At 41.0% G+C, this 13,251-nt stretch carries 16 protein-coding genes and 2 riboswitches; of the genes, 5 read left to right on the top strand and 11 right to left on the bottom strand.

Annotation, left to right across the window (positions count from 1 at the left end; genetic code table 11):
* Positions 1–186 precede the first annotated feature (186 nt).
* The 6 genes from OTG27_RS21435 to OTG27_RS21460 all read right to left on the bottom strand — a co-directional run bounded on the left by OTG27_RS21435 (position 187) and on the right by OTG27_RS21460 (position 6,004).
* Positions 187–336 carry a CapE family protein gene (locus OTG27_RS21435; RefSeq protein ID WP_156319646.1) on the bottom strand — a complete coding sequence of 50 codons (150 nt, stop codon included), beginning with the start codon at positions 334–336 and terminating at the stop codon, positions 187–189.
* 69 nt (positions 337–405) lie between these two features.
* Positions 406–1,989: a gamma-glutamyltransferase family protein gene (locus OTG27_RS21440; protein ID WP_268938050.1), complete on the bottom strand. Its 1,584-nt coding sequence runs from the start codon at positions 1,987–1,989 to the stop codon at positions 406–408.
* 74 nt (positions 1,990–2,063) lie between these two features.
* A complete protein-coding gene (locus tag OTG27_RS21445) occupies positions 2,064–3,347 on the bottom strand; it encodes a CapA family protein (protein WP_098186023.1) in 1,284 nt (427 codons plus the stop codon).
* A 10-nt stretch (positions 3,348–3,357) separates the two neighbouring features.
* Positions 3,358–3,807, bottom strand: coding sequence for a poly-gamma-glutamate biosynthesis protein PgsC (gene pgsC, locus OTG27_RS21450; protein WP_034309410.1), 450 nt, complete (start codon positions 3,805–3,807; stop codon positions 3,358–3,360).
* Between the two features lie 15 nt (positions 3,808–3,822).
* On the bottom strand, positions 3,823–5,004 hold the full coding sequence (gene pgsB, locus OTG27_RS21455) for a poly-gamma-glutamate synthase PgsB (protein WP_034309408.1): 1,182 nt from the start codon (positions 5,002–5,004) through the stop codon (positions 3,823–3,825).
* Between the two features lie 784 nt (positions 5,005–5,788).
* Positions 5,789–6,004 carry a hypothetical protein gene (locus OTG27_RS21460; RefSeq protein WP_053536010.1) on the bottom strand — a complete coding sequence of 72 codons (216 nt, stop codon included), beginning with the start codon at positions 6,002–6,004 and terminating at the stop codon, positions 5,789–5,791.
* A 630-nt stretch (positions 6,005–6,634) separates the two neighbouring features.
* Positions 6,635–6,677, top strand: a riboswitch (PreQ1 riboswitch).
* Between the two features lie 55 nt (positions 6,678–6,732).
* Here OTG27_RS21460 and queC point away from each other — a divergent pair.
* From queC to queE, 3 genes are read left to right on the top strand one after another with little or no spacing between them, the layout of a single operon-like run.
* A complete protein-coding gene (gene queC / locus OTG27_RS21465; RefSeq protein WP_034309401.1) occupies positions 6,733–7,398 on the top strand; it encodes a 7-cyano-7-deazaguanine synthase QueC in 666 nt (221 codons plus the stop codon).
* On the top strand, positions 7,398–7,868 hold the full coding sequence (gene queD, locus OTG27_RS21470; RefSeq protein WP_034309398.1) for a 6-carboxytetrahydropterin synthase QueD: 471 nt from the start codon (positions 7,398–7,400) through the stop codon (positions 7,866–7,868). The genes queC and queD overlap by 1 nt, the downstream gene beginning before the upstream one ends.
* The gene (gene queE, locus OTG27_RS21475) at positions 7,861–8,589 is read left to right on the top strand and encodes a 7-carboxy-7-deazaguanine synthase QueE (RefSeq protein ID WP_268938051.1); all 729 of its coding nucleotides are present in this window, start codon (positions 7,861–7,863) and stop codon (positions 8,587–8,589) included. The genes queD and queE overlap by 8 nt, the downstream gene beginning before the upstream one ends.
* A gap of 44 nt (positions 8,590–8,633) precedes the next feature.
* Here queE and OTG27_RS21480 read toward each other — a convergent pair whose 3' ends face one another.
* The 4 genes from OTG27_RS21480 to OTG27_RS21495 form a co-directional block, all read right to left on the bottom strand.
* Complete coding sequence (locus tag OTG27_RS21480) at positions 8,634–8,981, bottom strand: DUF4260 domain-containing protein (RefSeq protein ID WP_268938052.1); 348 nt, start codon at positions 8,979–8,981, stop codon at positions 8,634–8,636.
* 51 nt (positions 8,982–9,032) lie between these two features.
* A complete protein-coding gene (locus OTG27_RS21485; RefSeq protein ID WP_268938053.1) occupies positions 9,033–9,602 on the bottom strand; it encodes a TetR/AcrR family transcriptional regulator in 570 nt (189 codons plus the stop codon).
* 175 nt (positions 9,603–9,777) lie between these two features.
* Entirely contained in the window at positions 9,778–10,218 is a 441-nt protein-coding gene (locus tag OTG27_RS21490) for an SRPBCC family protein (RefSeq protein WP_191928730.1), read from the bottom strand.
* A 42-nt stretch (positions 10,219–10,260) separates the two neighbouring features.
* Complete coding sequence (locus tag OTG27_RS21495) at positions 10,261–10,734, bottom strand: SRPBCC family protein (RefSeq protein WP_268938054.1); 474 nt, start codon at positions 10,732–10,734, stop codon at positions 10,261–10,263.
* A 242-nt stretch (positions 10,735–10,976) separates the two neighbouring features.
* A riboswitch (PreQ1 riboswitch) is annotated at positions 10,977–11,019 on the top strand.
* A 50-nt stretch (positions 11,020–11,069) separates the two neighbouring features.
* On the opposite strand from OTG27_RS21495, the gene OTG27_RS21500 reads away from it, so the two are divergent.
* Both OTG27_RS21500 and OTG27_RS21505 read left to right on the top strand, forming a co-directional pair.
* Positions 11,070–11,612 (top strand): VUT family protein, encoded by a 543-nt coding sequence (locus OTG27_RS21500; protein ID WP_268938055.1) that lies wholly within the window; start codon positions 11,070–11,072, stop codon positions 11,610–11,612.
* Between the two features lie 21 nt (positions 11,613–11,633).
* Complete coding sequence (locus tag OTG27_RS21505; protein WP_268938056.1) at positions 11,634–11,780, top strand: hypothetical protein; 147 nt, start codon at positions 11,634–11,636, stop codon at positions 11,778–11,780.
* Positions 11,781–12,671: 891 nt separating this feature from the next.
* Here the strand turns inward: OTG27_RS21505 and OTG27_RS21510 are convergent.
* Positions 12,672–12,992, bottom strand: a complete 321-nt coding sequence (locus tag OTG27_RS21510) for a PadR family transcriptional regulator (protein ID WP_268938057.1) — start codon at positions 12,990–12,992, stop codon at positions 12,672–12,674.
* Positions 12,993–13,251: the final 259 nt, after the last annotated feature.

The raw sequence follows: 13,251 nt of genomic DNA on the forward strand, positions 1-13,251 counted from the left end.
CGAGACTCCTGCGGGAGCGGCGGGACAGGTGAGACCCCACAGGCGTTTACGCCGAGGAGGCTCACCGCCCGCACCAAGGAAAGCGAGCATCTGGAGGGGAAATCAACCACACCTCACTACTTGGTAAATAGCAACAAAGTATGTGAAAACAGCAAAAATAAAAAAAGCGGGGATGCCCCAGCTTTTTTATTTTTCGACTGTCGTATATAGTTCTATTTTCTTTTGCTCGTCGGGTGTTAATGTTTCTGTCCGTTTAAACGTATTCATTGTCACAAGCAGGGCTGCTACAAGAAGGACAGGTATTACCCAGCTTGTTATTTTTTTTACGATATTCATATTCAAAATCCCCTTATACAACGCTAAAATTTATATGATATTTAGAAAAGGAGGGGCTGGATTGCCTGTTTATTGCTGAGCTTTCCAGCTTCCGTTTCTTCTTTTATCTCCAGCTCCGGATATTTGTCCATTTTTCTCGTTTTTAACGAGTCCTTGAACCCCGCCATAATACATGGGGGAAATCTTCTGAATGACTTCGTATCCGGAATCTTCCAAGTCGGATACAGTTTCATCCGAAAGCCTGGATTCTGTATAAATCTTCTTTCCATCAAAGACGAACCGATTACGATCGACGATATCCTGCAATGAGCCTTCATTTTCTGTATAAGAATAAAGAACCTGCATCAATACTTGCGGAATCCTATCACCGCCTGGTGAGCCGATCCCGATCGATTCCCGCCCTGGTTTCTTGAGAATGGTCGGAGCGGTGAAAGTTCTTGACCGTTTATATGCCTTTTGTGAGTTCAAGCCGGACCTGAAATTTTTCAGTTGATCGTTAAGGAAAAATCCATTTGTATAATCCCCAGATCCGAAAAAGTTACTGAGCGTATTCGTTGTGGAAACGACAGTGCCGTTTTTGTCCATTACCACAAAGTGTGTCGTACTTTCATGTTCTTCGGAACCATTCGATTCTTTATCTTCCCATTTTTCACTTTTGATCTTATTTTTAAGACTATCCAAGTGAATGGGGGAGAGCAATTTTTCCGCCTTGGAGTGACTTATTCCATCTCCAACATTGACGGCCCGATCTTGATAAGCAGTATCCGTAATGCCCGCCAAGACTTTCATATAAGCTGATTTGCTTGAAGAATCACCTAGGTTCATTTCCTCGGCTAGCTTTAACATTTCAAGAACGGTAATTCCTGAAAAGGGCGGAGGTGCGGTAAAAACATCATAACCGGCAAATGTTCCTTGGACCGGTTTCCGTTCTTTCACCTCATAGCGCTTTAAATCCATCAAGTCGATATCTGATTCCCTTTTAATATCCCGCGCAATTTCGCCTTTATAAAAACCATCAGGACCTTCATGCTGGATCTCCTTCAGTGTTTCAGCAAGTCTTTCCTGGATAAGGGTTTTGCCTGGTTCAATGGCATCACCATCAGGATAAAAAAGTGAAGTCGCATCGGAAGATATCCTTGGCTGAGCCGCTTCTAAGCGTGATGATAACGATTCGTTGACTTCAAATCCTTCTTCAGCCAAATCTATAGCCGGCTGAAGAAGGTCTGCCATTGGTACGCTCCCATACTTATCACTGATGACCTGCATGCCGGCCACTAAGCCAGGAATCCCTGTATCGTGTCTTGAACTTGGGTCTTCTGGAGAGGACTCACGATAATCGATAAATTCGGGTTCGCCGGATTCCGGGGCAATCAGCATACCGCCGCCGCCGCCCACGCCAGATCCATAAGGTTCGACTACACCTAATACATACGATACCGCAATGGCGGCATCAGCCGCATTTCCGCCGTTTTCCAATATATCCATCCCGACATCTATTGCGATTGGATTTGAAGAACTGACCCCGTATGATTGTTCCGATTTACTCTTTATCGGATCATTCGTGTCAGAAATAGGGGGTGTCTTCGAACATCCAGCAATATATATGAGCAAGCTTAGGGATATGAGCACTTTTCCCGTCATACGGTTAATCATCGGTTGTTCCCCCTTTTCGTTGAGATTCTAAGTTGTGTGTCTTCATTCTTCAAATAGTAGTGATAAAGCGTTCCTTACTGAATGGGTTGTATTCCCGGTTGTTTAGCTTGTACGGCCTTTTTCTCTTGTGCTGCTTTTTTCTCCAGTGCAGCTTTCTTTTCCATTGCTGCCTTTTCCTCTTGTTCACGCTGTGCCTTATGATCGATTACCTTCTTGTGATCCAAGGTAATCTCGATGCGATCCTCTTTTTTAGACCACTGGACTTTTTCACTCGTTTCCTTCGTCAACTGTCGGTAAACACGTGATTTGTCAATGGAAGAGGTAGCTGGCCTTGGTGTTGCTTCTTCAATTTGCAGCGGTACGACATCGATTGTAGCTTTTCCGTCATTCGCTAAATGGTATTGAACCATGGCTGAATCCTTTGTGCGTGTCCAGCCTTGATCGAATATGAAATTTCCTAGACTATAGAAAATGATTCCATCTTTATAAACATCGAACGATTGAAGCACGTGGGGGTGATGGCCGATGATGATGTCAGCGCCCGCATCGATGATAGCTTTAGCCAAGTCTTTTTGTCGATCGGTTGTTGATGTTGAATACTCTTGTCCCCAGTGCATATTCACCACAACCAAGTCTGCGTTGCCTTGCTTGGCATCCCTTGCTTTGCCGATCATTTCAAATAATAAATCGGGATTGGAGTTCAATAGTCCGGCTTTATTACTTTTTGATACGGCATCCTTACCGTAAACGTCTGTGAAGCCAAGTGTTGCGACACGAACGCCATTAACATCCGCATAGTCGATGCTGTTTTTTGCTTCCGCAGTGTTCGATCCAACACCGACATAGTGCATATCCGCACTTTTGAATTCATCAATCGTGTCAAGGAGTCCTTGTTCTTCATAGTCCATCATATGGTTATTTGCCAATGACACCACAGAGAAGCCAGCATCTTTAACGGCCGCCACACCGCTAGTATTGGAGTTTAACCGGATGGGCGTATCGGCTCCCTTGTAGTTAGATACTTCTTCTTTTAAAGCGGTATGTTCATAATTCCCACTGACATAATCCGAATTGGCAAAATAGGGTTTCATATACCGGAAGAGGTATTCATACCCGTGCTTTTCCGTCACTTCTTCAACATAACGTCCCATCATCACATCACCGACCATTGTCATCGTCAATGGTTGATCGGATTTTGTTGCGACTGTTTTCACTTCCTCAGCCCGTCCCATCCAAGTGGTAATGACTAAAGCGATTAGTAATATAGGTAGTATGATTCCAGTGTATTTAAGATTCTTTTTCTTCGTGCGTTTTATAAAGATAAGTGTTTTTTCTTTTGCATTTAAAGTCCGTTTCATTTTTTGCACCTCAGAATAGGTAGTACACGTTCATTAAACCGAATGTTATGCCGGATAATAAAAGCGTGCTGCCAAGTGTCAATGGCATTCCTTGTCTTTGTATGGTATTCGCTATCAATCCAGGTACGATTATACCGATTCCCCGAAACTCGAATATTTCAAAGGGCATGACGGGGTAGACTAAGTCCAATAGGAGTTTCAAGCAAATCCCGGTCACCATCATGGCGGCGAATTTTCTTCTTCCATATAAAATCACCCATCTTGAAAGGCCATGGGTGACGATTAAATAAGTTACGACACTAATGATCAAAATGGTCAACATGATTTCCCATTGATCAAATACTAATGCCAAATAACCTGGCACGATAAGTCCTGCGGGTACGACACCCGTCTTTTCTGAAAATATAAGGCTAAGCGTTACTCCCAGTACTAGGGCTACATATAAATCCGATCCAAACATTAAGGTTCCTCCTACTTAACTTGCTTTTTGCTTTGTTTTAGATTTCATGAATGCTTCAATTAATGGTTCCGCTGCACCGTGAATATTCCCAACACCGTAGACGATGCGATTTTTCATCAATGGGCGGAGACGGGCCACGATTTCTTCAGTTGACCAGTTTTCTAAATCCCAATATTCTTTAGTATCCAATTTACCTTGCTCGAATACCTTCGTGATTGGTGATGTAGTTTCTCCAATGGCAATGACGATTTCGGATTTTATGTACGGCAATACATCTCTAGCAAACTGCTCGGTACGGTCCACACGGTCTGCACGGCAGTTCATGATGACGATAGGAGGTTCTGTGCTGTATCCGAACGTATTGACACGTTCCCATATGTTCAGCGTCGATGCCGCGTCGTTTGCAGCAAAGCCATTGACAAAGAAAGTTGGCTGGATGCGATCTCCGAATTTGGTGATCCGCATGGCCCCTGGATCTGGATGTGCATTCAGCATGCCGCGGAAAGCCGTTTTTTCATCAATTCCCAAAGCTTCCGCAACGGCCAAGGCCAGTGATGCGTTATCCGGAAATACCATATAGTCGAATTCGCGTAAGAAATCCTCGGAAATTCTTGAATTATCTGCAACGATCACTTTTGTGTTGCGTTCTTTGGCGATTTGTTTGAAAAAGTCCAAATATTCACTTTCAATGGTTATTAAGTGACCATTATGGGGAATGGTAGCAGTGAAGGCTTCAGCAACCTCATCCATAGTCGGTCCCATGACATCCATATGGTCTTCCAATACATTCACGATGACCCCGATGTTTGCCTGGATCATTTTGTTTTGGAAGATTAGTTGATAGTCAGGCTGTACGGCCATGCACTCACAAACCAGTGCTTCCGTGCCTAAGTCGGCAACTTCTTTAACTACACGCCGTTGTTCTCCTATGTTGGGTCCTTCCGGGCGGCGTACAATCGGTTTTTCCTTGTCGGTAAACCAATAGATCATTCTTGCTGATGTTCCGGTTGTTTTACCTACTGTTTTGTATTTTGCTTCTTGGATCACACCTGTAATTAGACGCGTTACAGTCGATTTCCCTCGAATCCCATTCACATTCACACGTACCGGGATGGAGTCGAGACGCTTCTGATGGCGTTTTTGTTCAAAAATGCCATAGCCAAGCAAAAAGATCGCACAAATAAATATTGGTGCCATTTTTTTTAAACCTCTCTTTTTTTCAAATATTTGAATTACTGAATACACACTACATGATTTTAAACTTAATAGGCAAGAGCCAATTATTCTATTGTAATATAGTTATCAATAGCTTTTTCAAATATATGTATATTAGTGTGTAATAGTATCTAATGGGATGAATTATTTTATGAGTACAAAGATATGTCTGGAAATCGAGGGAATCGAGGTTTCATTTACACTAAATTATGGAAAGTTTAATAAAGCCCCATTTCAGTCAGAATAAACATGGTTTTATGAGCATTTGAACCTAATTCATAATGGCTATATTTGAATAATATTTTTTTGAAAAAGTGAGGTTTATTACAGTTTGTTAATTGTTTATACCCATTGTTTGACATAAAGGTTACAATTTTTATGGATTTGTCATTCAATGTGAAATATTGCATCTAACGACTCAATTAGTTGAACTCTTTTGAATATGGACAAAGATGAGTAAAAGAACACATCTCTTTTTTTTAGTATTTTCCTCGGGAATACCCATGGGTCTATAATTGACCTTTTACCTAAAAAATGAAATGAACTAAAGTTAACCCATTTCTTTTAAAAAATACCTAGTTTCTTCTATAGATATAGTGTTTATATATGAATAAAAAATAAAAAAAGCCCAGAAGCATATCTGGGCTTTCGGCTTATATATTGTAAATGAATGGAATGGTCACGGATCTACGTTAATCATGGATGGATTTACCTTTTGTGGGTCTTGAGTTACAGCATGGGTAGCTGATAATGGAAGGAATCCAGGTTAACTTGATTTCTTTCTCTCAGAAATCTCAAGGGTGGAGTCCTTTTTACCGCCATCAATCACATAAAATCTAGGAGCTAATCTCCTTTTTTTACGTTGATTGTCAGGATTCATCTTCATATAATTTTCGTATTCTTTGCGAAAGAATTCTTTGGTTTCCCGTTGCAATGCTTTTCTTTCGTTAAAATCTGCGATGAATTTGAAAAAACGTTTCATATGAATTCCTCCTTATGGGGTTAAAAGGTCTTAGTTTAATAGTAACATATCGTTGGTGAAGTTTAACCTTTTTTTGCAATTTTGGAGTGGAAATTATGTTTTTGTGTGAATAAAGTTGTGAATGGTTTGATTCGAGAAAAAGCATGTAATGGGCCCTTGCTGAGTAAGTGACCGTGCATGGTATTGAAAGGGAATGTCGGGATTTGCAGAAAGCGGGTATTGGAAGCAATGATTATTTGAGTTAAAATATTCCTTATATTCATTATACACTAAATATTCTGAAAACAAAGGAAAATATTCACTTCCAGCCGCTTTTGATAGATTTGCTTTTTTTATGGTTCATTATTGTGTATAGTTATATATTCCCCGAATTTATGAAAATGAAACTTCCCTTATGTGGGAGGGAAAAAAGCAATTTCCCGCATACGGGCTTTAACGCTTTTCAAATTATTGGACCCCTTATCGATATTTTATTCACTTTTTTTTATCGGATTTTTAATGTAATTTTTAAGTAATGAAAAGTTAACCAAATTTGCCATCAGGTCTAATGTTCACTTTATATAAACATGTTGATTTCTTATCATTTTCAAGTTACTATTGACTTGGAAAAATATAATATTCCGCGTTAAGGCGGAAGAGGTTCTAGCTACCCTCTCAAAAAAACTAAGGAGAAACAGTGCTCTATTCTTAGGGTGCTGTTTTTTTCCGTAAAAAGGAGTTTTATAGAAATGAAGAAGAAAGAAAAGGCAGTGGTTGTGTTTAGCGGAGGGCAGGACAGTACGACGTGCCTGTTTTGGGCATTGGAGAGATTTGAGGAAGTGGAAGCGGTGACGTTCGATTATAATCAGCGGCATAGCTTGGAAATCGAATGCGCTCAAAACATAGCCAAGGAATTGGGCGTGAATCATCATATCCTTGACATGTCGCTGCTGAACCAATTGGCACCGAATGCATTGACGAGAAGTGATATCGCAGTGGCGGACGGAGAAGAAGGGGAGCTGCCGTCGACGTTCGTGCCAGGGAGGAATTTGCTTTTCCTTTCGTTTGCCGGAGTGCTGGCGAGTCAGATTGGCGCTAAACATATTGTCACAGGAGTCTGTGAAACGGATTTCAGCGGATATCCTGACTGCCGCGATGTATTCATTAAATCGTTGAATGTGACCTTGAACTTATCGATGGACCAGTCATTCGTGATTGATACGCCGCTAATGTGGCTTAATAAAGAGGAAACATGGGAGCTTGCTGACCAGCTTGGCGCGTTCGACTTTGTCCGCGAAAAGACCCTGACTTGCTATAACGGAATCATCTCCGATGGCTGTGGAGATTGTCCGGCATGCAATCTGCGGAAAAAAGGGCTGGATGACTATGTAAGCAGACGGAAGGTGCTTTCATGATGTACGGTTTTAAGATAGTGGATAAACTCCAAAAAATAGATGAAGATATTCAGCGCAGCCAATTGAAGTATACAAACAAGAGGGTTCTCGTGAGTAAGGAATTCACCTTTGACGCGGCGCACCACCTTCATGACTATGAAGGGAAATGCAAGAACCTGCATGGCCACACGTATAAAGTCATTTTCGGATTGAGCGGGTATACGGATTCACGCGGGTTGATGATAGATTTTGGGGACATCAAGGATATCTGGAAAAATGAAATCGAAATCCACCTGGATCATCGTTATTTGAATGAAACCCTGCCGCTCATGAATACAACAGCTGAAAATATGGTAGTCTGGATTTATGAAAAAATGGCCGAAGCCCTTTCATTAAAAGAATATGAGGGTGCTAGAGTCGAATTTGTTCGACTTTACGAAACGCCGACAAGCTATGCCGAAGCCAGACGGGAGTGGATGGAAAGTGAGTAAACTCCCGGTAATGGAAATCTTCGGGCCGACCATCCAAGGAGAGGGAATGGTCATTGGTCAAAAAACCATGTTCGTTCGGACGGCCGGCTGCGATTATTCATGTTCCTGGTGTGATTCCGCTTTTACTTGGGATGGCACAGGTAAGGAAGATACCGTTCAGATGACTGCTAGAGAAATATGGGATGAGCTGAAGCGAATTGGGGGTTCCGGTTTTTCCTTCGTGACGATATCTGGGGGAAACCCGGCCCTGCTGAAAAACCTAAACGGCTTGATAACGATCTTACATGAAAATAAAATGAAAATAGGGGTCGAAACACAAGGGAGCCGATGGCAGGATTGGCTTCTCGATATTGATGAACTGACTATCTCACCTAAGCCGCCGAGCTCTGGAATGGACACGGACTTTACCGTGCTTGACCAAATCATCTCGAATCTTGCCAATCGAAACCCAGAAAACCATGTTTCATTGAAGATCGTCGTCTTTAACGAGGAAGATTATCAATATGCTAAACATGTACATGGGCGTTACCCGGATATTCCCTTTTATCTGCAGGTCGGCAATGACGACAGCAGGACGGCGGATGATCGTCAATTGATCAGCGGCCTATTGAAGAAGTACGAAGAGTTAATTGATAAAGTGATAGCGGATGATGAATTGAATGATGTGAAAGTCCTGCCCCAGCTGCATACCTATATATGGGGTAACAAGCGGGGTGTGTAAAGTAAAGGCAGTGTGATGTTTAATCACACTGCCTTTTAAGCTTATTACAACCTTTGCATGTGTGTAGCTTTGAAGGATGATGTGTATTTAAGGCCATATCCGAATAAGCGATCCATTCCAATATGTGCGGTCCAAATTAAACCAATCATCACCCATGCATCCGACTTTAGGAATATGGCTAACAAAATCATGAGGATGGACACGATATAAGTATGGAATGCGTTATAAACCTTTGCTCCAATCCGGTCATTGATCAGATAGGCCAGCATGGAAACATCAGGGGACAGAATCAGCAAAAGGAAAATCCACCAGCTGAATTCATATAACGAATAGAAGTAAATCACCGCTAAAAGGACCATAAGTCCTTCAATATGAAGGAATTTCTTCACCATTTCATAACCTCCAAAGTTTAATTGACCATTGGTCAATAATTTCCGAAAAAATTATATGATGTTCTTGGTGATATTTTTTACATGAAAATAGGCTAAACCTTTTACATCTTGATAAGATAGTTCAGAATTAATGTAAAAAGTTATGAATCCGTGAAGAGAAAGAAAAATCGACCAAATGGATGCAGGATTCAGTTTGTTGTCCGTTAGATCCGTCAAGGACTGGATTAGCTTTTCGTATGTTTTATTAGAATCGAATTGGAGTAACTGCTGAATTTCTTTTTCCTTCGATAAAAACATGATGGAATAATGATTCTGTTGGGTTAAACCGAACTCCAAGAAGCACAATAAAATCTTTTCCATTTTTACGGAAGGGTCATTTTCCGACAGGATGATATCATCGAATGAAGAATTTAAAACAGAAAAATCCGTTTTCACCAAACTATAAAATATTTCCGCCTTGTTTTTAAAATGATAATAAATGGCTCCATGGCTGCAATCCAATGATTTAGCCAATTGCCTCATCGAGACATTCGAATACCCTAACGCTGCAAAAAGGTTTCTAGCTTCATTCAACACCATGTCCCTGGATAATTCTTGACCTGCCGATTTCCTTGGCGACATCTTATCACCTCCTTATTAATTGACCACTGGTTAATTAGGATGATAGCTCACGGATTTTTAAATGTCAATTATTAGATTGAACTATAAAGTACTGTCTTTAAGTGGGATTTTGCCATTTGTTTCACCAGTGTTGCAAAGGATAAACCCCCAGTTTATTGAGGGTTTATGCAATTTATTAAAAAACTAATGATGCTCTCAAAGTAGTGACGCCATTTTCTAAATAACCCTTTAAACAGGTTAATGTATATACCCAACCTTCTTTTTGTCCGATCATTTTGTTTATTATTTCAGGATCGTCTTCACTCAATCCTGATTCGTTCACTTCAATGATCGTACTCGTTTTATCCAACTCTTTTAGTGTAATGGCAACAATCGTTTCTTGATCATTTCCGCCCCATGCAAACACGATTTTCCTATTTTCCTCTACTTCCAATACATGAATGACCACTTCAGCATCGTATTCGTTGTATCTCAATGTAGGCGTCCGGCCTTTTTCCCATCTATCCGAACTCGATGAGAACCAGAAATTCCCGATTTTTTCAGGATTCACTATGGCTTCAAACACTTCATTCGTTGGCTTGACGATCTTGAATTTCGTGATTATTTGAGTATCCATTACTAACTCAACTCTCTTTCAATGTGTTTTTATAGTTTACATTTAATTATCCCAGTCTACTGATATGGGCGGCAGGGTCCGTCCAGTTTCAAGCAAACTCTTCAGGTTACTTAAAAGGGCTGGCCATCCATTATTCAAGCCTTCAAAGGTATTGTCATCATAGACGAAATCCGTCTCCAATAGCTCCTCATGCCTAAGAGTTAACTTCACAGTCGAATCGTCCATTTTCAGTAATTCAAAAGTGACCCGTGTAGGCTGCTCGCGCGGTGTTTCGTCTCCTGCCATGATCCATGTAAACGAGAGCAGGTGCAACGGCTCGCATTTAAGTACATGCCCATGATCAGTAATCCGCCCATCATCCAGCAAATATTTAACGGCTGACCCTTCTCGCCAGTCAGACTGTACTTGTAATCCGAAGTGGTATTTCTCCGTGACTTCACCACTCGTCAAGGCTTCCCAAAGCTTCTCTGGTGTAGTTGCGATATAAATAGGATAGACAAACGTAGTTTTTTTCATCATTCTTTTTCTCCTCGCCAAATAAAGTACATGACTCTATCTTTGATTTTCGGCTTTTGTATACAGCCGGTCAAGCAGTTTTAGGCGACAGAAATCGGCAAAAGGGGGAAACGGGGACATTGAAATAAATGGCTAAATCAATCGGTAACCGCGAAAACATACTAAAATCGACGGTATGGAAACTTCTTGATTTCCAACCGCTTTCAAGCTACGATGAATAAGGAAAATGATAATCCGCCCGGGCGGAAGAGGTTCTAGCTACCCTCTCAAAAAAACTAAGGAGAACAGGGCTCTTTCTTAGGGTGCTGTTTTTTCTGTATAAGGAGAATCAAGAAATGTTAAGAATTTTATTGTATTTAGTATCCATCATCACGGCGAATGTGGTTACAGCAGCTTTTGAGCCATTACATTTTGGCATGTTCATCATCCCGATGGGGACATTGCTCATCGGGGGAACCTTCATCTTCCGAGATCTGGTCCAGAATAAATACGGCCGTGTAAAGACCTATATATGCATCGTCACTGCACTTATTTTATCTGCATGTGTATCATTTTTATTAGGAGATACGTTACTGATTGTGTTTGCTTCCGCTTTATCCTTCGTGGTCGCAGAAACAGCGGATACGGAAATTTATACCCGTTTAAAGCTCCCGATGAGTTGGAGGGTATTTTACAGCGGGATCGTTGGAGGATTTTTCGATTCTGTGATATTTGTCGTGATTGGCCTAAGTCCTCTGGGTGCCAATATATTGCCATGGGAAGCGGTGCCCGCTGCGGTCATCGGCCAAATCATCGTTAAAACGATCATTCAGTCCATTGGTGCCATATTGTTGGGACGAATCAACGTAGAACTGGAGAAACGTGTAGTCTCCAGTTAAATGCTAGGAGGGATGCACTTGATGGATGGAACCAAAAAAGAAGAAGAAAAATGCTATTGCCTCGAGGCCTTTCGTGAAAAATATGGCCCGCATGTACAAGGGGAATGCATGAAGCTCTCCTGCGCCAATTCTCGCAAGCATAAAGGAATAGACAAAAAAAGGACCTGATTAGGTCCTTTTTTGCGTGATTGAAGTGACTCACGAGTAAACAGTGCGAATTCACGAGTAAACGTGCGAACTAAGTGTGCAGTCCGAATTCACGAGTAAAAGTACGAAATTCACGAGTAAAAGTGCGAAACTCACGAGTAAACAGCGAATTCACGAGTAAAAGAGCAAAACTCACGAGTAAAAGTGCGAACTAAGTGTGCAGGATGAATTCGCGAGTAAATAATCCAAACTCACGAGTAAAAGTACGAAACTCACGAGTAAACAGTGCGAATTCACGAGTAAAAGTGCAAAACTCACGAGTAAACGTGCAAAACCCACGAGTAAAAGTGCGAAATTCACGAGTAAACAGCGCAAACTAAGTGTGCAGTGCGAAATTCCCGAGTAAACATGCGAAAACTAAGTGTGCAGTGCGAAATTCACGAGTAAACAGTCCAAATTCACGAGTAAACAGCGCAAACTAAGTGTACAGTGCGAAATTCCCGAGTAAACGTGCGAAACTAAGTGTGCAGTGCGAATTCACGAGTAAAAGAGCAAAACTCACGAGTAAAAGTGCGAAACCCACGAGTAAACAGCGAATTCACGAGTAAATAATCCAAATTCAAGAGTAAAAGTACGAAATTCCCGAGTAAATGTGCGAAATTCACGAGTAAACAGTCCAAATTCACGAGTAAAAGTGCGAAACTCACGAGTAAACAGTTCAAATTCACGAGTAAAAGTGCGAAACTCACGAGTAAAAGTGCAAAACTCACGAGTAAACAGCGCAAACTAAGTGTGCAGTGCGAAATTCCCGAGTAAACGTGCGAAACTAAGTGTTCCGCATGAACAGCGAGTAAAACAGCAAAAAAAGCTTCCTGGGCCGTTCCATTAAGTGCAGGAAGCTTTTTATTTGGTTTAGAATTGTTCTGAGCTTTTTCGAACTAATTTTTCCAGGAAGAAAAAGCATTCGCGTTTCCGCTCAAGTTCGGTTTGTCCATTTTCGGTGACATGATAATATTTCCTACGGCATGATTCAGACTCTTTCCAATGTCCTTTTATGAATTCTTTTTTTTCTAATCGTTTAAGGGCAGGGTAGAGGGTGCCTTCACTTATTTCATAGTTGCCCTTGCTCATTTGCTTCAGGATTTTCGTTATTTCATAGCCGTAAAGCTTTTTTTGCGATAGAAGTGAAAGCAAAAGGAGGTCAATGCTTCCCTTCATTAATTCTTTATCCATATAAAATCTCCTCCTTTTCATTTTTAAAGTGTAATACGTTGTACATCGTATCACAAGGTGCATTTTACTTTTCTTAAAAAAAATGGTTAAATGACGATTGCTAAATAAATTTAATCATAGTAAAATGTGCTTCGGAACGGATGAGTTGTGAAGAGTGTGGTAAGGATACTATATATATGATTTAATTGTTTTAATGAAAATACGGAATAGGATAGAAGAATCACTACTCAAGGGGTATTAATTGATTTTTTTTCGAAAA

The sequence above is a fragment of the Peribacillus sp. AS_2 genome (assembly GCF_026891895.1).
In the GTDB taxonomy this organism is placed as follows: domain Bacteria; phylum Bacillota; class Bacilli; order Bacillales; family DSM-1321; genus Peribacillus; species Peribacillus frigoritolerans.